The organism is Nocardia puris, from assembly GCF_036051655.1.
In the GTDB taxonomy this organism is placed as follows: domain Bacteria; phylum Actinomycetota; class Actinomycetes; order Mycobacteriales; family Mycobacteriaceae; genus Nocardia; species Nocardia puris.
On sequence record NZ_CP107943.1, the window covers coordinates 5,357,309 to 5,377,945 of the forward strand.

Consider the following 20,637-nt stretch of genomic DNA (forward strand, 5'->3'; position numbering starts at 1 on the left):
CGGACGGATATCGTAATTGCCGCTCTCCCAAGGAGTTCGGCGCAGGGCTCGCCAACGGTGGGCACAGGTGTGGCCCGTGACGCTGGTGGTGGCCAAGGCCGCGGTGGAGGGCTGGTCGGGTTCGTCAGCGGTGGGCGTGGGTGTCGCCCGTGACGGTGCTCAGGAGGCGCAGGGCGGTGGCGCCGGGGGAGTCCGGGGCGGTGGTGTGCATGACCAGCGCCTGGTCGGGATCGTCTGGGAGCCGGAGGGTTTCGAAGGCGAGGTCGATGTCGCCGACCACGGGATGCCGGTAGACGTAGCGGCCGTGGGTCTTGTCCTTGAGTTCGTGGCGTTCCCACAATTCGCTGAACTCCGGCACCGCGACGAGATCGTCGATGAGCGCGGCGATACCCGGGTCGCCGGGATTGCGCGTGGCGTCCAGGCGCAGGTAGGCGACCACGTCGGCGGCTTTGGCCGGCCAGTCCGCGTACAGCTCGCGCATACCCTCGTCCAGGAAGACCAAGCGGGCCAGGTTGCGTTCGGCGGGCGGCAGCGCCCCGAAATCGGTGATCAGCGCCGCCGCCAGGCGATTCCACGCCAGCACCGCGGTGCCGCGCCCGACGATATAGGCGGGCACGTCGGCGGCGGCGTCGAGCAACCGGCGCAACCCGGGCCGAACCTGTTGCGCGCCCGGCGTTTCCGCACCCGACCACGGCCGCGCCAGCCGATACAGGTGCGCCCGCTCCACCTCGTTCAACCGCAACGCGCTCGCGACAGCGTCCAGCACCGATTCCGAAAAATGCAACGTGCGCCCCTGCTCCAGACGCACATAGTGATCCACGCTGACCCCCGCGATCAGCGCCAACTCCTCCCGCCGCAACCCCGGCACCCACCTGGTGCCATGCCCCGGCAATCCCACCTCCTCGGGCCGCAGCCGCGCCCGCCGGGACCGCAGGAACTCGCCCAGCTCCGCCCGTCGCTCCACGCCCATACCCCGAGTATCCCCATCCCAGCCGGGTATTGCCTGGTCACGGGATGACCAGGCAGCCCGGGGCCGCACCAACACGGTCATCCCGTGACCAGACAGGGGGGAGCTGGCAGGCCTCGGATCGTCTGCGACTACGAGATTTCGGCGGCGGACGTGGATCGTCCGGGATTGCGGGAACTACCGGGGGACGCCTGGCCTTCGAAGACGGTGCTGGAGCGCTGCTGACTCACGATGGCGACCTGGGCGACGAGTTGATGAAGCTCGGGTGGGGCAGGTGGGGAGGTTGGCTGCCGCAGGTCGGGTGCCGGTGTCACCGACCCTCGCAGCACCCCCGTCGGTGGCCGGTGGCCCACGTTCTGTCGTAGTAGATGGTCAGTTCTTCCGCTATTGGGTGGATTCGCGTTGAGCCAGTCCCACGAGCGCCACGAGTTCCTTTGCTGTCAGCCCGTTTCCGGCGATCGTGTGACGTGAACCAATGTCATGGGTGCTGCCGTCCGAGTCCAAGACGACGCCGCCGCTCTCCCGGACGATTACCGTGCCCGCCGCGATATCCCACGGGTTGTTCGACAGGATGACACAGCCATCGGTACGGCCATCGGCCACGCACACCAGGTCGAACGCGGCAGACCCGAACATCCTGATCCGCTCTGCCCGCGCCGCGAGCAGTGCCGTCAGCGACAGTCGTGGGCGATTTCGCTCTACCGCGCCCTTTCCCACGGCGTAATCGCCGATGGAAACAATCGACTCCGAAAGATGCGAAGCGTCTCCGACTCGAACCCTTTCGCCGTTTCGGTAGGCGCCCATCCCTGTTGCCGCATAGTATTCGACGCGCAAAGCTGGCATTGCTATGACGCCAATGGTTGGTTGATTGTTTTCGAGCAGTGCGAGAGATATCCCGTAAAGTGGTAGTCCGTGTATGAAATTAGATGTCCCGTCTATGGGGTCCAGCGCCCAGAGGAGCTCACCTTCGAGTTCATGTCCCCGGTCTTCCTCGCTGAGGAATGCGATATGCGGCGCTGCCGAACTCAGAAACGCTCGAACACTCTCTTGCACTGCTATATCGATATCCGTCACGTAGTCGCGATCGCCTTTGGAAGAAACGGACCCGACGTTTCTCGAATCAACTATCGACACGCCGCCGGATACTGCGCGTCGAGCTACTTCAAGCAGTGACTCCCTGGTTGCACTCAATTGCGAGTTCCGTGCCCTTCCTCCACATTTCCTCAAACACTTCCGAGAACGTGTTGAATGTCCCGTCGATACCCTTCTTCCTGGACATGAAAGTCGGCGATTCCAGTCCGCGCGAGAACGGAAGATACGGCTGCATAATGCACACTTCTGCATTGACTATGCAAATGTTGAACCGAACCGGTGCATCGTAGACCCGGATCTCGATCTTGCCGTCCATCGCGCTTGTCCCGTGAGATTGTACGCGTTGCATCATATGGATATTCAGTCTTGTAAGGCTTGACAGTGCACCCGGCGTATGCCCCTCCTCGCGCTCCCGCTCGGAGATGTTCGATCCTTCCGGATCCAGGAAGAGGCAGCGAATCCTGGTTCCGCCCCGCATCATACGCAGCACCTCACTGTCCGAGCACTGCTGGCACAGGATATTCAACGAAAGTCCTGCAAGGTCGATCGTACTGGCGTCTCTGAACAGCCTTTGCGGAGGAATCGCCTTCAAGAACTCGACTCGTCGCGAAAAGACTCTCTCGATATCGGAGAACTCTCCGGGGGTCATGCTGTACGCGTGCGCAATATCCGTTCGGTCGGATAGGTCCATACCCTCGACGTAGCTGGAGAACAGTTCTTCGATAGTCCATCCCGGGAATATGCCCTGAAGTACCCGGCAGTGATGCGGATAAGGTAGCGTGGAAATATTTCCCGAAAGCCATCGGTAGAACTGTGCCTTCTTCGGTCCGGCACCAATCGCCGCTGGATCAATTCTTGATGCGGCAGCATCATACTCGCGATTGAATGCAGACACCGTCTGAAGGTGTCTTTGTTGAAGCAAAGCCTTGAGCCCTGTACCCACACTGCACCCGTCGCCTTCGTGTGACCTTATCGCCCGATCGTAGGACAGGTGAGCCATAGACGAAACCGGATCAGGCAACGAAGGGCCGAGATAAGACACTCCGGGCGTCGCCGCGATACCGCCCCGCATACCAAAGTTGTTGGATACAGCCGGGGTGGCGGTCTCACCCCGCCACCAAGGCAGGAGGTGCAGGGGTATGAGGACCATGACCGCTGTCTGGGAAGCGGTGACGTCCAGCCCGCGACTCTCGAATCTTGACGAGTTCGACGTGTGGCTGGTCAGCACGGTCCGGCATGGGCGAGAGGAGGGCTGGTCGTGATTGGTGACCGAACCGAGTTGATCGGTATCGTTCCCAAGGCGGCCACGCCTTTCACGCGGTGCGACTCGATCAGCGCCATCAGGCCGTGCCGGGTGTGGTGGTCGTGCTTGTGGACCTTCAGGTGCTCGGACTACCGCAACGTCTGCCATTTGCCCGCCGTGGTCGAGCCCAACACCGGTCGTATCAGTTTCCAGACCGGGCACATCTGGGCGGTGCGGATGCCCGCGGATTTGGGTCAGAGCGTGAAGATCGAACTGGATCGTTGCCAGGCTGGTGGTGGGCCGATCGTTTCCCACCCGCGAAGCCACACGTGGACGTTTCTGATCCGGTCGGATCTGCCCGCGAAGGCCGGGGCGGAAGAGGGCGTGTTGTTCTGGCATTGCGTCCACATCATCCGCGCGGGTGGCACTGTCACGCTCCCCTCGCCGTGCCAGTACGGCACGCTATGCCTGCACGCGTGGATCACCCCCCCGCGCACAGCCCTTTCCGGCCGTCCGGGTTGGTGGTACTCGCGGCCGTTCAGACCTGCCTGGATCGACGGGAGTCCCGGTCGTGAACATCACTCGTATCTCCCCGCGCCCGAACGAAGCCGACGTGCACCTATCGGTGTTCCTGCACGGCATACGTCTCGACTTCACCGCCTGCCTGACCGCGGCGTTGGTGTTCGCGCGGGATCACCAACGCCGGCACTACGTCGACGCGGTAGAGATCTCGCTGTCTCGCAGCATATTTCGTCGCCTCCCGAATGAACGCCTCTATCTGGAGCCCTGATGGATGATCGATACATCGAATTACTTTGCTCATCAACAGAAGTCCGAGGCAACCTACCTCGACGTTGCCGCCAACGACCACGGCCAGGAGAAGGGGCTACTCGTTCACCGTGCCCTTGCTCGAGTTGCCGACGGCGATCCGCACGTCGTCGAGATCGGCCCCGGTGGCGGCGCGGCCGTCACGTTCCTGGCATCCCAACTGGAGTCCGAGGCCCGCGACGTTCGTCTCACCCTCATCGAGGCACCCGGTGTAGTTTCCCGCACCCTCACCGAGGCAATCGACCGTTTCAAGACCGTAGGTACGTGCGCACTGGTACATGGGTGGGCGCAAGACATCTCGACTTTGGTCGATGAACCGGTCGATGTCATCAGCGCATCGGCGTTGCTGCACGAGGTCTACTCCTACGGCGGCGCCTACAGCGGCCTGCACACGATGATCCGTACCTTTCCGAGTGTGCTGAAACCCTATGGGTTCTTCGTCTATCGCGATGTGTACGCCGTCGCCGCGCCGTCGCTGCACGAGCCCGCAGTCCAGTCCTACAGTGCCCCATCATGGTTGCAGTTCTTGCGCCTCTTCCTCCCGCACTACCTTCACCACGGCACCCACCCCTACCACCATCACGACGACGAGGTCATTGTCCGCCAGAACTCGCGCATCGTCGCCGCCCCGGAACTCGACCCCCGCGTGTGCGCAGTCATCCACGCCCCGATCGGGCTGTTCCGTGAAGCGCAACGCCACTACATCACCCTGCGCGACCACGTATGGCGTTCGGGAATCCTGGGATTCACACCAATACTCGACGGCCAACTCGCGGGGGACTGGATAGACTTCCGCACCGGCCACAAGCGCGTGCACTTCGGATTCACTGACAGCGCGTGGATGTCGACCAACGACCGCGCCAACATCCAGGCGGTCAGCGAAACCTACGGCGACCATCACGTGATCGACGGTGACATCTTCGACGCCATCACCGATGTCGCGCTGAACCTGTTCCTGGCAGCCGTCGAACGCGGAAACAGTGACTGCGGCCAGATCTGGAGTGGCTGGCTCGAACGTGAAGGCCGCGAAACCTACGCCTACCTCACCGCTGACGAGCTACTGACAGCATTCGCCGTCCACTCCGCCTCGGCCGACACCGGCACGCCGTCCGTCCTCATGCCGGTACAACCCACCGATATCTTCGTCCGCGAACGCCACTACTACAACCGGTTCCTCGGAAAAAGCCTCGCCAACCCACTCAGCGACGCCAAACAGATGGTGTTGTTCCAGAACATCCCCGTCACCGACTCCGACGCTCTACACGGGGCACTCGGAACCATCCGCCAACATTGCTCCAAACCCAAACTTGCCCGCATCCATACCGCCATCCACCACACGAGAGGATGATCGAACCCATGCACTTGATCGAGGTCGAGCGTAAACGCGAACTCCCCGACCCAAAGCCCCTCCGCCGGCGGCTGGCCGAACTCGGGTACCGCGAGGCCGGGCATCTCACCGAGGTGGACACCTACTACAGCCGCCCGGATGTCGACTACATGAAAACCGTTGAGTGCCTGCGTATTCGTCGGAGAGATGGGTTCGGCGAAATCACCTACAAGCCACCGTCGAACGCCAGCACCCACCGCGACGCCGATGTGATCGCCAAACGCGAAACCAACGTGTTACTCAGTGGTCCCGACCAAGCCTCGGCGGCCAGCCAACTGCTCGCGGCTATCGGCATGGTGGAACTGGTTCGGGTGGAGAAGAACCGCGCCATCTACAAGCACCCCGACCACGACGACACCATCGTCAGCATCGATGTCGTAACCCGCGCCGGAACATTCGTGGAAACCGAGGTCACCGACACTGATCCCGACGCCGCTGCCATCCGCCTCGGGGAGGTCGAAACCGAACTCGGAATCGTCGACTGCTCGGTCGTCGGGTTGCCATACCGCGATCTGGTAATGGCTGCCGCCCACTGATGCCAACGCGGCATCGACCACACACCTACCGCTGACGCCTATTGCCTGCACACACCCGCGATCAGCGTCGGCTTCCCACTGCAACCCCGGTGCCTGCTTGGTGCCGTGCCCCGGAACTCCCACCTCCTCGGGCCGCAGCCGGCCCGCCGGGACCGCAGGAACTCGCCCAACTCGGCTCGTCGCTCCACGCCCATACCCGAGTAGCCCGGTCCGGGCTGGGTGTTGCCTGGTCACGGGATGACCAGGCTTGTTCCGGTCATGCGGTGCCCAGGCAGCGGGGGAGCTGGTACGGACTCGGGAGTGCGCGCGAGTGTGGTTGGGCCGGAACAGGTTCGGCGCAGGCTTGGAGCGGGAGATGATGACGATCCGTCCATTCGGTGACACCGGAATCGATATCACGCCGTTGGGGTTCGGTACTTGGGTGCTTGCGGGTGCGGGGTGGCAGTACTCGTGGGGCGCGACCGATGATGATGCCTCGATCGCCGCTGTGCGCCACGCGGTCGCGGCGGGACTCAACTGGATCGATACCGCCCCGGCTTACGGTCTCGGCCACGCTGAGGAGCTGGTGGGGCGCGCGCTCGCGGACATTCCCGAGGACGAGCGGCCGTATCTGTTCACGAAGACCGGGCTGATCTGGGAGGAGGGCGATGACCGGTCGGGTCCGCCGCGTCGGGTCGTCCGGCCCGATACGGTGCGCCGGGAACTGGAGGACTCGTTGCGCAGGCTGCGTGTGGATCACATCGACCTGTTCCAGGTGCACTGGCCCGATACCGGCACGCGGTTCGTCTACGGCGCCGAGGCCGAGGTCGGCGACGCGACTCCGCTCGCCGAATACTGGCAGGCGATGGCGGATCTGAAGAAAGAAGGCAAGGTCCGCGCCATCGGACTGTCGAATCACGCTGTGGCGCAACTGGAAGAGGCCGAGGGGATCGCTCACGTGGACGCGATTCAGCCGCCGTTCTCGGTCATCACGCGTTCCGCCGCGCCCGAGATCGCCTGGGCGCACGGCAACGGGACCGGCGTGATCGTCTACTCGCCGCTCCAATCCGGTTTGCTCACCGGCACTTTCACCGAGGAACGCGCCCGCGGCCTTGGTGCGGGTGACTGGCGTGCGAGCCACCCGGACTTCACTACGGGGCTGTCGGCGAACCTGGCGCTGGTGGACGCGTTGCGGCCGATCGCGGCGCGCCACGGGGTTCCCGTCGCGCAGGTCGCGCTGGCGTGGGCGCTGGCCTGGCCGGGTGTCACCGGCGCCATCGTCGGCGCGCGCACGGCCGGTCAGATCGACGAATGGGTCGGTGCGGGGGATTTGGTGCTCACCGCCGAGGACCAGGCCGAGATCGCCACCGCCATCGTCGCCACCGGCGCGGGTAGCGGCCCCGCTCGGCCCTGACCATTCGCTGTGGTCGTTGCCGGTGCGGGCGGCGGCTCTGTCCGGCCCTGATGCCCACCGCCATCGTCGTCACCGGCGTGGGTGGCGGCTCTGTCCGGCCCTGACGCCGCCGTCGCCGCCGTCGCCACCGGCTGGGACGGCGGTTCAGCCCGACGCCGCTGCCGTCGTCGCCGCCGTCGTTGCCGGTGCGGGTAGCGGCCCTGACGACACGGCCATCACCATCACCGGCGCGGGTTACTTTCCACCTTGATCCAGACGACACCGCTTGCGTCGCAACCTGTTTCACGTTTCCGTGGGCCGAGGCGGGTGACACGACTACCGTGGCGGGTGTGAACGTCCGGGGGATGCTGGCGCAGGAACGCGCCGAACTGATCGAACTGCTCCATGATCTGAGCGACGAGGACTGGGAGACGCCGTCGCTGTGCGCGGGGTGGCGGGTGCGCGACGTGGTCGGGCATCTCCTGTCCGACAACATCGCGCCCGTCGATTACGCCGGCATCGTGCTCCGGCACCGCTTCGCCGTGGACCGCGTCAACGAAACGCTGGTCGGGAAGGCGCGGTCGCTGTCCACCGCCGAGCTCGTGGACCGGTTCGAACACCGCACCGGCAAGCTGTCCCGTTTCGCGCCGAAACTGGTGCTGGCCGATACGTTCGTGCACCAGCAGGACATCCGCCGTCCTCTGAACCGCCCCCGCACGGTCCCCGCCGAACGCCTGGCGATGGTGCTCGCCCACCCCGATCCGTTCGCGTCGCCGTGGCGCAATACGAAGGGCCTGCGCTTCGTCGCGACCGATGTGGACTGGGCGCGCGGCACGGGACCCGAGGTCCGTGGTACCGGTGAAGCTCTCGCGCTGGCGATGGTGGGGCGCACGGTCGCTTTGGCCGACCTGGACGGTGACGGCGTCGCCGAACTACGCCGCCGCCTGTCCTGACCGCATCAACCGGTCGGCCCGAACGCGATCGCGGCGAGGGCCGCCGCCAGCGCTGGAGCCCACCCCATCACCAATGGCCCCACCGCTTCGAAGAACGCGCTGATCAGCATCTCGGGAGAGAAGAGCAGGCCCATACCGGCGTCCTGCCACCGACCGCGCCGGTCTCCCGCCGCGACGCGTCGGCGATGTCGACCGCCCGCGACCTGCTGCTCCGCCTGTGGACGAGCACCATTATCGCGGCCCGTACATCGGTGATCGGCGCGCCTGCCGGCGCGGTCTCACCGACCCGGTGTGTCGTCGGCGCTGTCCGCCGGCTCGGCGGCTCCGGCCGGCTCGGCGAGGTCGCGGCGCCCGGCTTTGCGGTGCCGGACGAGCACCACGATCGCCGCCACACCCCACACGACGGCGAACGCGATCGCCCGCTGCACGCTCCAGTCCGACGCGAGCAGCGCGACGGCGACCACCGCCAGGAATCCCAGCAGCATCTTGGGGTCCGCGAAGTTCGCCATCGGGCGATCATCACATGGTCGCGCGCGTTCCGACACCCGGCGATGGTTGGTGCCGGCGAATCGCCGGGACTCGTGACGTACCGAGGCGCCCGGTTCCGGCGTAGATCCGCAGTGTGGGCGCGGTCACCGCCCACCCCACCCCCCGCGCCCGCGCGGAAATCGGGTCGACCCCGTCGACTAGGCTGGTAGCGGCAACTTTCCTGTTGTGACCAGCCGGAGATTAAGGATCGACACCGACATGACATCCCGCATCGAGCTCGCCCGCGTCGATTTGCGCGGTCGTACTCCTTCCGCTGCCGAGCTGCGCACCGCGCTGCCGCGCGGGGGAGTCGACGTGGACTCGGTGCTGCATCATGTGCGGCCGGTCGTGGAGGCGGTGCGCGATCGGGGTGTCGAGGCGGCTCTCGAATTCGGCGAGAAGTTCGACGGGGTGGTTCCCGCGAGCGTGCGCGTGCCGGAATCGGAGCTGGTCAAGGCCCTGGACGAGCTCGATCCCGCCGTGCGCGCCGCGCTGGAGGAGTCCATCGCGCGCGCCCGCAAGGTGCACGGCGACCAGCGCCGCACCGACACCGTCACCGAGGTGGTGCCCGGCGGCACCGTCACCGAGCGGTGGGCGCCGGTGGAGCGGGTCGGCCTGTATGTGCCGGGCGGCAACGCCGTCTACCCGTCGAGCGTGGTGATGAACGTGGTGCCCGCGCAGACCGCGGGCGTCGGCTCGCTGGTGGTGTCCTCGCCGCCGCAGGCGCAGTTCGGCGGGCTGCCGCACCCGACCATCCTGGCTGCCGCGCGGTTGCTGGGCGTCGAGGAGGTGTGGGCGGTCGGTGGTGCGCAGGCCGTGGCGCTGCTCTCCTACGGCGGCGTCGACACCGACGGCGCGCAGCTCGAGCCGGTCGACCTCATCACCGGCCCCGGCAATATCTACGTGACCGCCGCCAAGCGGCTGTGCCGGGGCCTGGTCGGCATCGACGCCGAGGCGGGCCCCACCGAGATCGCGATCCTGGCCGACGCCACCGCCGATCCGGCGCACGTCGCGGCCGACCTGATCAGCCAGGCCGAGCACGACGTGCTCGCCGCCAGCGTGCTCGTCACCGACAGCGCCGAACTGGCCGACGCGGTGGACGCCGCGCTCACCGCGCAACTGCCCGTCGTCAAGCACGCCGAGCGGGTGCGCGAGGCGCTCACCGGCAAGCAGTCGGGCACCGTCCTGGTGGACGACCTCGATCAGGGCCTGCGCGTGGTGAACGCCTACGCCGCCGAGCACCTCGAGATCCAGACCGCCGATGCGGCCGCCGTCGCCGCGCGGGTGCGCAGCGCGGGCGCGATCTTCGTGGGCCCGTACGCGCCGGTCAGCCTCGGCGACTACTGCGCGGGCTCCAACCACGTGCTGCCCACCGCGGGCTGCGCGCGCCACTCCAGCGGGCTGAGCGTGCAGACGTTCCTGCGCGGCATCCACGTGGTCGAATACACCGAGGCGGCGCTCAAAGACGTTGCCGGACATGTCGTCGCGCTGTCGCAGGCCGAGGATCTGCCCGCGCACGGCCAGGCCGTCACCGTGCGATTCGAGGCCCTGTCGTGACCGGACAGCTCACCGTGCCCGGCGCCGCGATCGGGCTCGACGATCTGCCGCTGCGGGAGAACCTGCGCGGCAAGAAACCTTACGGCGCACCGCAATTGACGGTTCCCGTGCAGTTGAACACCAACGAGAACCCGCACCCGCCGAGCAAGGCGCTCGTGGACGATGTGGCCGAATCCATTCGCGCCGCCGCCGCCGAACTGCACCGCTACCCCGACCGCGACGCGGTCGCGCTGCGTACCGATCTGGCGGCATACCTGACCCGCCAGACGGGCGTCGCCGTCGACACCGCGAACGTGTGGGCGGCCAACGGGTCCAACGAGATCCTCCAGCAGCTGTTGCAGGCCTTCGGCGGACCGGGCCGCAGCGCACTGGGTTTCGTGCCCTCCTACTCGATGCACCCGATCATCTCCGAGGGCATCGACACCGAGTGGATCGAAGCCAAACGCGGCGCGGACTTCTCGCTCGACATCGACCACGCGCTGGCCGCCCTCGCCGAGCGCCGCCCCGACGTCGTGTTCGTCACCAGCCCGAACAACCCGACGGGACACAGCATTCCGAACGCGGAGCTGATCCGCCTGCTGGAGGCCGCGCCCGGCATCGTGGTGGTGGACGAGGCGTACGGGGAGTTCTCCGCCGAGCCGAGCGCGATCGCGCTCATCGACCGGTTCCCGGCCAAGCTGGTGGTGAGCCGCACCATGAGCAAGGCGTTCGCGTTCGCGGGCGGGCGGCTGGGATACCTGGTGGCCGCGCCCGCCGTGATCGACGCGATGCTGCTGGTGCGCCTGCCCTACCACCTCTCGGTGGTCACGCAGGCCGCCGCCCGCGCCGCGCTGCGCCACGCCGACGAAACCCTCGGCAGCGTCGCGGAATTGGCGGCCCAGCGCGACCGCGTCGCGGCGGCGCTCACCGAGCTGGGCTACGACGTGGTGCCCAGCGACGCGAACTTCCTGCTGTTCGGCCGGTTCGCCGACGCGCCGCGCGCCTGGCAGCGGTACCTGGACCACGGCGTGCTGATCCGCGACGTCGGCATCCCCGGCCACCTGCGCGCCACCATCGGCCTGGCCGCCGAGAACGACGAATTCCTGCGCGTGAGCGCGGAATTGGCCGCCACCGAACTCACGCCCCGATGAACCCGTGGAGGAAGCGATCATGAGCAGGACCGCGCGGGTCGAGCGCATCACCAAGGAATCCAGCATCGTCGTCGAACTGGACCTGGACGGCACCGGCAAGACCGAGATCTCCACCGGCGTCCCGTTTTACGACCACATGCTCACCGCGCTGGGCGCGCACGCCAGCTTCGACCTGACCGTGCGCGCCGAGGGCGACATCGAGATCGAGGCGCACCACACGGTGGAGGACACCGCCATCGTGTTCGGGCAGGCGCTCGGAAAAGCCTTGGGCGACAAGGCCGGTATCCGCCGCTTCGGCGACGCCTTCATCCCCATGGACGAAACCCTCGCGCACGCCGCCGTCGACGTGTCGGGCCGCCCGTACTGCGTGCACACCGGCGAACCGGATCACCTGCTGCACGCGGTGATTCCGGGCAGCCCGGTGCGCGGGCGCGGCGAGCCGGGCGCGCCGTACTCGACGGTGCTGAACCGGCACGTGTTCGAGTCGATCGCGCTCAACGCCCGCATCGCGCTGCACGTGCGGGTGCTCTACGGCCGCGACCAGCACCACATCACCGAGGCCGAGTTCAAGGCGGTGGCGCGCGCGCTGCGGGCCGCCGTGGAGTTCGATCCGCGCGTCACCGGCGTGCCGTCCACGAAGGGAACGCTGTGACCACGAAATCCGTCGCCCTGCTGGACTACGGATCGGGCAATCTGCACTCCGCCGAGCGCGCGCTGGTGCGGGCGGGCGCCAAGGTCGAGGTGACGGCCGACCCGCAGGTGGCGCTGGCCGCCGACGGGCTGGTGGTGCCCGGCGTCGGCGCGTTCGCGGCGTGCATGGCGGGGCTGCGGGCGGTGCGCGGTGAGCGCATCATCGGGCAGCGGCTCGCCGGTGGGCGGCCGGTGCTGGGCATCTGTGTGGGCATGCAGATCATGTTCGAGCGCGGGGTGGAGTTCGGCGTGGAGACCGAGGGATGCGCGGAGTGGCCGGGTGTCGTGGAGCGCCTGTCCGCGCCTGTGCTGCCGCACATGGGGTGGAACACCGTGTCGGCACCGTCGGACAGCGTGCTGTTCCACGGCATGGACGCCGGCACCCGCTTCTACTTCGTCCACTCCTACGCCGCCCAGACCTGGGACCTGCCCGCCGCCGACCATTTCGCCGCCCCGAAACTCACCTGGGCCGAACACGGGGTGCCGTTCCTGGCCGCCGTCGAGAACGGCGCGCTCTCGGCCACCCAGTTCCACCCGGAGAAGTCGGGCGACGCGGGAGCGCACCTGCTGCGCAACTGGATCGACGCGCTGTAGTCGCGCACCCCTCGGCTCCCGGATCCGGTCCGGGAGCCGGAGCGTCAGGGTGTTCCCTGAGGTGGGTCGGCGGGGGATGGGTGGTCGCGCCGGATGTGGTGGCGCGGGTGCGGTTTTAACGTCGAATCATGAAAACGATGACTGTTCCCACCACCGTGATCGGCGGCTACGCGGTGGTCGCGAGTTTCGTGTTCTCGGCGACCATCGTCGAGACGATCATGTTCTACCCCAATATCTTTCGTGACATCCCCGAATCGCTGGTGCTGCACGACGAGTTCATGAGCGCGATCGGCATCGGCGATATCATGCGACCGCTGGGTGCGGTGATGACGCTGTGCGCGCTGATCGCGTGCGCCGCCGCCGTGCGCTATCGCATCGCGCGCGGTTGGGTGGTGGCCTCGCTGGCCTCCCTGGTGGCCGGGCAGTTCCTGCTCTCGGTTCTCTACCAGTGGCCGCGCGCGTCCATTCTGTTCGATGACCGCGACCAGTACACGGTGTCCGAACTCGAAAGTGCGGCAACCGAATTCCTGATCGGGCACGGACTGCGCATGGTGGCGGCGCTGATCACCGCCGTGTGCGCGGTGGTGGCGGCACTGGTGTGCCACCGGGTGCTGGTGCTGGCGCGGGCCGAGCGAGCGTTGGTGCCCGCCGGGTGATCGCCTGGCGGAAGTCCTGGTCCGCCTGACGATCACCGAACAGAACCAGAGCTCTGGTCCATGATCCGGTCATCGTGAGAGTGGAATCCGTTGTGACGGAGTGGATTTCGTCGGACCGCCGAGCGCCGTTCAAGGCCGGGTACCCACGGCCCAGCGCGGTTCGGTGCGGACGGAGGTGAGCCGCCACCCGTCCGACGTCCGCGCGGCGTCGAAGTGGTAGATCGAGCCGAGCGTGTAGCCGGGCGCGGCGAGGGGCCCCGCGGGCGCGAAGACCACGACGAGGTTGGCGCGGACGGTGGCGGCGTCGCCGCGCAGGTCGATCCGCACATTGCTGATGAAGTGCTGGATGCGCAGGTCGGGGGAGTGGTTGCGGCCGGCCTGGGCAATCAGCGCGTCCACGCCGCGCGCCGTGCCGCCGGGGGTGGTGGCGGTGGCGTCGGCGGCGTAGATCGCGCGGAAGTCGTCGAAACGGCCGTCGTCCAGGGCGATGCCGAGCCGGTCGGCCAGTGCCGTGATCTCGGCGCGGTCGAGCAGCGCCCGGATCTCGGGGTCTTGCGCGGTGTCGGCGCGGGACGCGCTGGTGACCGTGCAGGCGGCGGCGAGCAGGGTGAGCGGCAGGACGGCCAATGGCAGCAGACGGCGGATCTTGTTCATCGCGGGGACCTTTCGGAAAAATCGTTGGAGAGGCCAACGTTGGCCAAACCAACAGTATCGAATGTTGGTGTAACCAACAAGTGGGTTGTTAGATTGGACTCATGGAGATCGCGCATCACGCCGCCGCGGCCAGGCTCCGCGCGCTACCCACGCGCCTGGTCAACCAGGTGGGGCTGATCGCCGACCGCCTCACCGAACGGGCCCTCGACGACACCGGATCGCGCAGGCATCACTACGCCCTGCTCACCACGCTGCGCGAGTTCGGCCCGGCCAGCCAGGCCGATCTGGGCCGGCGCACCCACATCGACCGCAGCGATATCGTCGCCGCCGTCAACGACCTCGTGGCGCGCGGCTTCGCGCGGCGCAGCCCCGACCCCGGCGACCGCCGCCGCAATATCGTCACCGTGACCGGCGCGGGCGAACGCCACCTCGGCGAACTCGACCGCCGCCTCGACAACGCCCAGGACGAACTGCTCGGCGCGCTGTCCGAGCCCGAGCGCCGTCAGCTGATCGGGCTGCTCACCCGCATCCTGGATGATCACTCCCGCGGCTGAACCCGGCGGCGTTTGCGCAGGCCGGAGACGGGACACGGCGACCGGCCGACTATGCTTCCCGGAGTGAGTCTCGTGCTACTGCCCGCCGTCGATGTCGCCAATGGAGAGGCCGTGCGCCTCGTGCAGGGGGAGGCGGGCAGCGAAACCGGCTACGGCTCGCCGCGCGACGCGGCGCTGGCCTGGCAGGAGGCCGGGGCCGAATGGGTGCACCTGGTGGATCTGGACGCGGCGTTCGGCCGCGGCTCCAATCGCGACCTGCTCGCGGACGTGATCGGCGAGCTCGACGTCAAGGTGGAACTGTCCGGCGGCATCCGTGACGACGACTCCCTGAAGGCCGCGCTGGCCACCGGGTGCGCGCGCGTCAACCTCGGCACCGCCGCCATCGAGGACCCGCGCTGGTGCGCCCGCGCCATCGCCGAATACGGCGACCGCATCGCCGTCGGCCTGGACGTGCGCATCGTCGACGGCGAGTACCGCCTGCGCGGGCGCGGCTGGGTGAGCGACGGCGGCGACCTGTGGGAGGTGCTCGAACGGCTGGAGCGCGACGGCTGCGCCCGCTACGTCGTCACCGACATCACCAAGGACGGCACGCTGACCGGCCCCAACCTGGACCTGCTGCGCGAGGTGTGCGCGGCCACGGAGTCCCCGGTGGTCGCCTCCGGCGGCGTATCCACCGTCGAGGACCTGGTCGCCATCGCCGGGCTGGTGCCCGAGGGCGTCGAGGGCGCGATCGTCGGCAAGGCGCTCTACGCGGGCCGTTTCACGCTGCCCGAGGCGCTGGCCGCGGTGCGCTGACCGATCGCGATGGCCGTCGACCCGATCTCCCGCCTGCCCGACCTGCTCGCCGCCGCGAGCGCCGTACTCGACGGCGCCAGTGCGCGTTTCGTGGACGGTCTGGGCGCGCCGAGCGCGGTCACCAAGGGCCGCAACGACTTCGCCACCGAACTGGACCTGGAACTGGAGCGCACCATCTCCGAGGCGCTCACCCTGCGCACCGGAATCGACGTGCACGGTGAGGAATTCGGCGGTCCGCAGCTGACCTCGGGCACGGCGTGGGTGCTCGATCCGATCGACGGCACCTTCAACTACTCCTCCGGGCACCCGCTCTCGGGCATGCTGCTCGCGCTGGTGCACGACGGCGAGCCGGTGCTCGGACTGACCTGGCTGCCCATCCTCGGCCGCCGCTACGCCGCCGTGCGGGGCGGGCCGGTGCTGCTGAACGACGCGCCGCTGCCGCCGCTGGGGCCGGGCAAACTGGCCGAGGCGATGATCGGCTTCGGCACCTTCAACGTGGATTCGGCGGGCCGCATCCCCGGCCGCTTCCGCTTCGACCTGCTCGGCCCGCTGAGCCGGTTGTCCTCGCGCGTGCGCATCCACGGGTCCACGGGGATCGACCTGGCGTTCACGGCCTCCGGCGTGCTGGGCGGGACGATCGTCTTCGGCCACCATCCGTGGGACAACGCCGCCGGCGTGGCGCTGGTGCGCGCGGCGGGCGGCGTGGTGACCGACCTCGCGGGCGATCCCTGGACGATCGAATCGGGGTCGGTGCTCGCGGCCGCGCCGGGGGTGCACGAAGAACTTCTGGACATGATCAGCACGGTCGCCGATCCGTCGGCCGCCGGGGAGAGGTGAGCCGAATGACGTTGGCGGTACGCGTGATCCCGTGCCTGGACGTGGATGCGGGCCGGGTGGTCAAGGGCGTCAACTTCGAGAACCTGCGCGACGCGGGCGATCCCGTCGAACTGGCCGCCGCCTACGACGCGCAGGGCGCCGACGAGCTGACCTTCCTCGACGTCACCGCCTCCACCGGCGACCGCGGCACCATGATCGATGTGGTGACCCGCACGGCCGAGCAGATCTTCATCCCGCTCACCGTCGGCGGCGGCGTGCGCACCGTGAACGACGTGGACCGGCTGCTGCGCGCGGGCGCGGACAAGGTCTCGGTGAACACCGCCGCCATCGCCCGCCCCGAGGTGCTGCGGGAGATGTCGGAGCGGTTCGGCTCGCAGTGCATCGTGCTGTCGGTGGACGCGCGCACGGTGCCCGACGGGCAGCCCGACACCCCCTCGGGCTGGGAGGTCACCACCCACGGCGGCAAGCGCGGCACGGGGATCGACGCCGTCGAATGGGCCGTGCGCGGTGCGGAATTGGGCGTCGGCGAGATCTTGCTGAACTCCATGGACGCCGACGGCACCAAGGCGGGCTTCGACCTGCCCATGATCCGCGCGGTGCGCGCCGCCGTGTCGGTGCCGGTCATCGCCAGCGGCGGCGCGGGGGCGGTGGAGCACTTCGCGCCCGCCGTGCAGGCCGGGGCCGACGCGGTGCTCGCGGCCAGCGTGTTCCACTTCGGCGATCTCACCATCGGCCAGGTGAAGGAGTCGATGCGCGCCGCGGACCTCGTCGTCCGCTGAACGACCCCGGCCGGCGGCCATGGCGGTGGTCGCCGGCCGCGGGAGCCCGCTCGTCCGCGAGCGGGAGACGGCGGCAGGGTGGGCCGGGGATGGTCACCCTGCCGCCGCGACTTGCCTCCGGCAGAAGTATGCATGTACAACTAATTCATGACTGATCTCGCGCGCGACGAGCGGATGTGGGCTCGACTGTCCGCCTTGCACTCCCGGGTCGAGCAGCGGCTCGGCACGGCGGTGCAGCGCGGGCACGGGCTGGGGCTCTCCGAGTTCCGCGCGCTGGGCTTCCTCGCCGACGCGCCCGACGGGGAACTGCGGATGCAGGAGCTCGCCGACCACCTCGGGCTCAACCAGAGCTCGGTGACGCGGCTGGTCGGGCGGTTGATCGACGCCGGGCTGGCCTACCGCGACCTGTGCCCGGACGACCGGCGCGGGGTGTACACGGTCATCTCCGACGCCGGGCGCGAGCGGCACCGGGCGGCGTCGAGCACGTATCGGGCGGAGTTGTCGGCGGCGCTGGACGAGTCGGAGGACGTCGCGGGCGAGCTGCGGCGAGTGCTGAGCTGATCGGATTTCCGCTCACCTCGAGCGAATCGCGAGAATCGGCCGGGCCGGAATCCGCTGTGCCGCCGCGCGGTTGCCCACCCACATGGGTATCGGAGTGGCCTGGGGGCCTGCGGCATTGGACACGTCCGGCAACGCGGTCGACGCGGCGGTGGCGTTCGGGCGGGAAGCGGTGGCGGCCGGACTGGACTCGCTGTGGTCGTGATCGGCGACGAGTCCGTGCTCGCCGCCCGCGTCGCCGAGTATTTCGACGCCGGCGCGACCGACGTCGTGCTCTCCCAGACCGACCTGACCACCCCGGAGGATCGCCGCCGCACCTGGGAGGCGCTCGGCGCGTTGACGTCCTGACGCCGGCAGCCGACCCGTGACGCCCCACCCGCCCCTGTTATAACGGTGGTATGGCACTCGACCCCAGCATCGCCGCCCGTCTCAAGCGCAACGAGGCGGGCCTGTTCTCCGCGGTCGCGCAGGAGCGCGGCACCGGTGACGTGCTGATGGTCGCGTGGATGGACGACGAGGCCCTGGCCCGCACGCTGGAGACCCGCAAGGCGACGTATTACTCGCGCTCGCGCGGCCGGTACTGGGTGAAGGGGGAGACCTCGGGCCACACGCAGTACGTGCACGAGGTGCGGCTGGACTGCGACGGCGACACGGTGCTGCTGGTGGTCGACCAGGAGGGCGCGGCCTGCCACACCGGCACCCACACCTGCTTCGACTCGGATCTGCTGCTCGGCGAACCCGCCTGAGCCGGGCCCCTCAGTCCTCGCGCGATTCGGCGGACGGGCCCTCGGCCAGCACCCCGACCAGATGCGTCGCAAGGACCTCGCCGAGGTCGGCCAGCTGCTCCTTCTGCTCGGTGTCGAGCCCGTCGAAGACGAAGGCGCGCACTGCGTCCATGTAGCCGGGCGCGGCCTCGACCACCTTGCGGTAGCCGTCGTCGGTCAGCGTCGCCTGCACGCCGCGGCGGCCCGCGGTGGCACTGCGCTGCGCCCACCCCATGCGCTCCAGTTTGGACACCACGTGCGACAGGCGGGATAGCGAAGCATTTGCTTTGTGGGCCAGCTCACTCATCTGGAGCCGGTGCCCCGGCTCCTCGGACAGCAGCGTGAGCACCCAGTACTCGAAGTGCGTCACCCCCGACTCGCGCTGCAACCTCGTATCGAGAGCACTCGGTAATCGCGTCATCAGGGCCACGATCGAACGCCACGATCGCTGTTCGACGGGGTCGAGCCACTTCGTCACCATGCGCCTTCTTTCGAGCTGAGTGACGCGGGTCGTCATGGCAATGTCACTCGCGACAACCGAGTTTGCCACGACTTCGCTCGACCGTCATGACGATCGGGAATGTCGTGAGTTCATTCACATTTGGTCGGCCCTCGGGGCGGGTGTCTCAGGGGCGGTCGCGGCGGGCGGCGGGGTGACGGGCTTGCCCGCCTCCAGCTGCTTCTCGGCCTTGCGGCGGCGCAGCGTGCGCCGCGTCACGAAGAAGACCGCGACCAGGAAGACGGCGGCGGCGATCAGCGCGCCCACCAGGGCGGCGCCGCGGAAGGCGGGCGCGTCGACGTCGAGGATGCGTTCACCCGCGTGCGCGGCGTTGCTGTTGCCCAGCACGATGGTGAGCGTCATCAGGTTCGGCACGGCCACCAGCAGCGCCACCACCACGGCCGCGCCGGCGAAGAAGCGGCCCGCGCGCTTGCGCCACACCACCACCGCGAACAGCAGCAGGAACAGGGAGATCGCCGTGGTCAGGCCGCCGAAGAACAGGCCCCAGCCGATGCCTTTGGAGAAGCTGCCGTTCACCATCTCCGCCAGCCGCTGCGCCCACCAGCGCGGGATGAACGCGGCCAGGATGAAGTAGGCGATGACCAGCACGACCACCAGCGCGAGACCACCGATGATCCGGTTGCGCCAGACGGTTGCCGTGGGTTTCCGATCTGCGGGAAGAACCTCGCTCGAAGTCATGAATCCAGCGTAGGTGGACCGGTCGGTTCCATGCCGGTGCCGCGTCGGCGTTTCGATCACCCGCGCCGTGGGTCAGCGGGCGCGCAGCACCTCGAGCGCCTCGTCGGCGTGGGTGTTCGCGCGAAGTTCGCTGCTGATGACCGAGAGGACCGTCCGGTCGGTATCGATGACGAAGGTCTGCCGCTTCACCGGCGCCAGCTTGCCGAGCAATCCGCGCTTCACGCCGAACTGCGCGGCCACCGCGCCGTCGCGATCCGACAGCAGCGGGTAGCCCAGTCCTTGTTTGGCGGCGAAACCGGCCTGGGTGTCCACCGCGTCGGTGCTGATGCCGACGCAGGTCGCGCCGAGGGCGGCGAATTCGGCGGACAGATCCCGGAAGTGGCACGCCTCCGCGGTGCAGATCGGGGTGTTGGCGGCCGGGTAGAAGAAGAGCACCAGCGGGCCGTCGGCGAGCAACGCGCCGAGCGAGCGAACGGTGCCGGACTGATCGGGGAGCTCGAACTCGGGAGCGAGCTGACCTTGCTGCATGAGGGGGACAGTACCGGGCATCCGTGACACCCGGTACCGCGCGCCGACGGCGCCGGACGCCCCCGACGGACGCCCGGAGACTCAGCTGTGCGCGACCAGCGCGGCGACCTCGGGGTTCTTGATCTGCATGACGTCGAGGATGCCGTGCGCGCGCAGGAACGGCTCGAGTTCGCGGATGCGGTCGCTGTTGATCGCGTACTCGTCGGGGAAGTGGTTGCGGTCCAACGACTCCAGCGCCTTGGCGTAGGTGACGAAGGAGGCGATGGCGTTGTGCGTGCCCAGTCCCTGCGGACCGATCGGGGCCGGCCCGCCCACCCGCGGATGCTGACCGAGCGTGGTGCCCGGACCGGCGGCGCGACGGCCGTCGTGCGCCACCGTTTGCGAGGGGTACATCTGTTGGTCTCCTCTCGAAAGTGATACCGCGACATGGAACGTGG

At 68.3% G+C, this 20,637-nt stretch carries 29 protein-coding genes; 19 read left to right on the forward strand and 10 right to left on the reverse strand.

Features of this window, described 5'->3' with window-relative positions:
* Positions 1–124: 124 nt before the first annotated feature.
* Positions 125–970: a helix-turn-helix transcriptional regulator gene (locus OHB21_RS24595; RefSeq protein WP_195125822.1), complete on the reverse strand. Its 846-nt coding sequence runs from the start codon at positions 968–970 to the stop codon at positions 125–127.
* An 84-nt stretch (positions 971–1,054) separates the two neighbouring features.
* Between OHB21_RS24595 and OHB21_RS24600 the strand changes: the two genes are divergently transcribed.
* Positions 1,055–1,192 (forward strand): hypothetical protein, encoded by a 138-nt coding sequence (locus OHB21_RS24600; protein WP_328436133.1) that lies wholly within the window; start codon positions 1,055–1,057, stop codon positions 1,190–1,192.
* A gap of 159 nt (positions 1,193–1,351) precedes the next feature.
* Here the strand turns inward: OHB21_RS24600 and OHB21_RS24605 are convergent, their stop codons facing one another.
* Positions 1,352–2,194: an inositol monophosphatase family protein gene (locus tag OHB21_RS24605; RefSeq protein WP_228791432.1), complete on the reverse strand. Its 843-nt coding sequence runs from the start codon at positions 2,192–2,194 to the stop codon at positions 1,352–1,354.
* A complete protein-coding gene (locus tag OHB21_RS24610) occupies positions 2,130–2,954 on the reverse strand; it encodes a DUF5919 domain-containing protein (RefSeq protein WP_324192131.1) in 825 nt (274 codons plus the stop codon). Before OHB21_RS24610 ends, OHB21_RS24605 begins: the two co-directional genes overlap by 65 nt.
* 244 nt (positions 2,955–3,198) lie before the next feature.
* Here OHB21_RS24610 and OHB21_RS24615 point away from each other — a divergent pair, with 244 nt between their 5' ends.
* The 6 genes from OHB21_RS24615 to OHB21_RS24640 all read left to right on the forward strand — a co-directional run bounded on the left by OHB21_RS24615 (position 3,199) and on the right by OHB21_RS24640 (position 8,378).
* Positions 3,199–3,321, forward strand: coding sequence for a hypothetical protein (locus OHB21_RS24615; protein ID WP_267465206.1), 123 nt, complete (start codon positions 3,199–3,201; stop codon positions 3,319–3,321).
* A gap of 552 nt (positions 3,322–3,873) precedes the next feature.
* Complete coding sequence (locus tag OHB21_RS24620; protein WP_067514176.1) at positions 3,874–4,092, forward strand: hypothetical protein; 219 nt, start codon at positions 3,874–3,876, stop codon at positions 4,090–4,092.
* 3 nt (positions 4,093–4,095) lie between these two features.
* On the forward strand, positions 4,096–5,478 hold the full coding sequence (locus OHB21_RS24625; protein ID WP_067514175.1) for a hypothetical protein: 1,383 nt from the start codon (positions 4,096–4,098) through the stop codon (positions 5,476–5,478).
* Between the two features lie 8 nt (positions 5,479–5,486).
* Positions 5,487–6,053, forward strand: a complete 567-nt coding sequence (cyaB, locus tag OHB21_RS24630) for a class IV adenylate cyclase (RefSeq protein ID WP_195125823.1) — start codon at positions 5,487–5,489, stop codon at positions 6,051–6,053.
* 355 nt (positions 6,054–6,408) lie between these two features.
* On the forward strand, positions 6,409–7,446 hold the full coding sequence (locus OHB21_RS24635) for an aldo/keto reductase (RefSeq protein WP_195125824.1): 1,038 nt from the start codon (positions 6,409–6,411) through the stop codon (positions 7,444–7,446).
* 320 nt (positions 7,447–7,766) lie between these two features.
* Positions 7,767–8,378, forward strand: coding sequence for a maleylpyruvate isomerase family mycothiol-dependent enzyme (locus OHB21_RS24640; RefSeq protein WP_438944321.1), 612 nt, complete (start codon positions 7,767–7,769; stop codon positions 8,376–8,378).
* Positions 8,379–8,383: 5 nt separating this feature from the next.
* Here OHB21_RS24640 and OHB21_RS24645 read toward each other — a convergent pair whose 3' ends face one another.
* Positions 8,384–8,512 (reverse strand): hypothetical protein, encoded by a 129-nt coding sequence (locus OHB21_RS24645; protein ID WP_267465207.1) that lies wholly within the window; start codon positions 8,510–8,512, stop codon positions 8,384–8,386.
* 144 nt (positions 8,513–8,656) lie between these two features.
* Positions 8,657–8,887, reverse strand: coding sequence for a hypothetical protein (locus tag OHB21_RS24650; RefSeq protein ID WP_067514171.1), 231 nt, complete (start codon positions 8,885–8,887; stop codon positions 8,657–8,659).
* Positions 8,888–9,125: 238 nt separating this feature from the next.
* Here OHB21_RS24650 and hisD point away from each other — a divergent pair, with 238 nt between their 5' ends.
* From hisD to OHB21_RS24675, 5 genes are all read left to right on the forward strand, one after another.
* A complete protein-coding gene (gene hisD / locus OHB21_RS24655; protein ID WP_067514170.1) occupies positions 9,126–10,463 on the forward strand; it encodes a histidinol dehydrogenase in 1,338 nt (445 codons plus the stop codon).
* Positions 10,460–11,593 carry a histidinol-phosphate transaminase gene (locus OHB21_RS24660; protein ID WP_067514169.1) on the forward strand — a complete coding sequence of 378 codons (1,134 nt, stop codon included), beginning with the start codon at positions 10,460–10,462 and terminating at the stop codon, positions 11,591–11,593. Before hisD ends, OHB21_RS24660 begins: the two co-directional genes overlap by 4 nt.
* A 16-nt stretch (positions 11,594–11,609) precedes the next feature.
* Positions 11,610–12,245, forward strand: a complete 636-nt coding sequence (gene hisB / locus OHB21_RS24665; RefSeq protein WP_113975203.1) for an imidazoleglycerol-phosphate dehydratase HisB — start codon at positions 11,610–11,612, stop codon at positions 12,243–12,245.
* Entirely contained in the window at positions 12,242–12,877 is a 636-nt protein-coding gene (gene hisH / locus OHB21_RS24670; protein ID WP_067514168.1) for an imidazole glycerol phosphate synthase subunit HisH, read from the forward strand. The genes hisB and hisH overlap by 4 nt, the downstream gene beginning before the upstream one ends.
* Positions 12,878–13,014: 137 nt before the next feature.
* Complete coding sequence (locus tag OHB21_RS24675; RefSeq protein ID WP_228791436.1) at positions 13,015–13,533, forward strand: hypothetical protein; 519 nt, start codon at positions 13,015–13,017, stop codon at positions 13,531–13,533.
* A gap of 129 nt (positions 13,534–13,662) precedes the next feature.
* On the opposite strand, the gene OHB21_RS24680 is transcribed toward OHB21_RS24675, so the two are convergent.
* Positions 13,663–14,187 carry a nuclear transport factor 2 family protein gene (locus OHB21_RS24680; RefSeq protein ID WP_195125826.1) on the reverse strand — a complete coding sequence of 175 codons (525 nt, stop codon included), beginning with the start codon at positions 14,185–14,187 and terminating at the stop codon, positions 13,663–13,665.
* A gap of 101 nt (positions 14,188–14,288) precedes the next feature.
* On the opposite strand from OHB21_RS24680, the gene OHB21_RS24685 reads away from it, so the two are divergent.
* From OHB21_RS24685 to hisI, 7 genes are all read left to right on the forward strand, one after another.
* On the forward strand, positions 14,289–14,741 hold the full coding sequence (locus OHB21_RS24685) for a MarR family winged helix-turn-helix transcriptional regulator (RefSeq protein WP_067514166.1): 453 nt from the start codon (positions 14,289–14,291) through the stop codon (positions 14,739–14,741).
* A gap of 63 nt (positions 14,742–14,804) precedes the next feature.
* Positions 14,805–15,536 carry a bifunctional 1-(5-phosphoribosyl)-5-((5-phosphoribosylamino)methylideneamino)imidazole-4-carboxamide isomerase/phosphoribosylanthranilate isomerase PriA gene (gene priA, locus OHB21_RS24690; protein ID WP_067514165.1) on the forward strand — a complete coding sequence of 244 codons (732 nt, stop codon included), beginning with the start codon at positions 14,805–14,807 and terminating at the stop codon, positions 15,534–15,536.
* Between the two features lie 9 nt (positions 15,537–15,545).
* Positions 15,546–16,373 carry an inositol monophosphatase family protein gene (locus tag OHB21_RS24695; RefSeq protein WP_067514164.1) on the forward strand — a complete coding sequence of 276 codons (828 nt, stop codon included), beginning with the start codon at positions 15,546–15,548 and terminating at the stop codon, positions 16,371–16,373.
* A 5-nt stretch (positions 16,374–16,378) separates the two neighbouring features.
* Positions 16,379–17,152 carry an imidazole glycerol phosphate synthase subunit HisF gene (gene hisF, locus OHB21_RS24700; protein ID WP_195125827.1) on the forward strand — a complete coding sequence of 258 codons (774 nt, stop codon included), beginning with the start codon at positions 16,379–16,381 and terminating at the stop codon, positions 17,150–17,152.
* Positions 17,153–17,299: 147 nt separating this feature from the next.
* Entirely contained in the window at positions 17,300–17,713 is a 414-nt protein-coding gene (locus OHB21_RS24705; protein ID WP_067514162.1) for a MarR family winged helix-turn-helix transcriptional regulator, read from the forward strand.
* 198 nt (positions 17,714–17,911) lie between these two features.
* A complete protein-coding gene (locus tag OHB21_RS24710; RefSeq protein WP_195125828.1) occupies positions 17,912–18,058 on the forward strand; it encodes a hypothetical protein in 147 nt (48 codons plus the stop codon).
* A gap of 50 nt (positions 18,059–18,108) precedes the next feature.
* A complete protein-coding gene (hisI, locus tag OHB21_RS24715; RefSeq protein ID WP_067514161.1) occupies positions 18,109–18,456 on the forward strand; it encodes a phosphoribosyl-AMP cyclohydrolase in 348 nt (115 codons plus the stop codon).
* 10 nt (positions 18,457–18,466) lie between these two features.
* Here hisI and OHB21_RS24720 read toward each other — a convergent pair whose 3' ends face one another.
* From OHB21_RS24720 to OHB21_RS24735, 4 genes are all read right to left on the reverse strand, one after another.
* Positions 18,467–18,955 (reverse strand): MarR family winged helix-turn-helix transcriptional regulator, encoded by a 489-nt coding sequence (locus tag OHB21_RS24720; protein ID WP_084538199.1) that lies wholly within the window; start codon positions 18,953–18,955, stop codon positions 18,467–18,469.
* Positions 18,956–19,069: 114 nt separating this feature from the next.
* The gene (locus tag OHB21_RS24725) at positions 19,070–19,672 is read right to left on the reverse strand and encodes a permease (RefSeq protein ID WP_067514181.1); all 603 of its coding nucleotides are present in this window, start codon (positions 19,670–19,672) and stop codon (positions 19,070–19,072) included.
* Between the two features lie 72 nt (positions 19,673–19,744).
* Complete coding sequence (locus OHB21_RS24730) at positions 19,745–20,200, reverse strand: peroxiredoxin (RefSeq protein WP_067514159.1); 456 nt, start codon at positions 20,198–20,200, stop codon at positions 19,745–19,747.
* Between the two features lie 81 nt (positions 20,201–20,281).
* A complete protein-coding gene (locus OHB21_RS24735; protein ID WP_067514158.1) occupies positions 20,282–20,593 on the reverse strand; it encodes a hypothetical protein in 312 nt (103 codons plus the stop codon).
* Positions 20,594–20,637 lie beyond the last annotated feature (44 nt).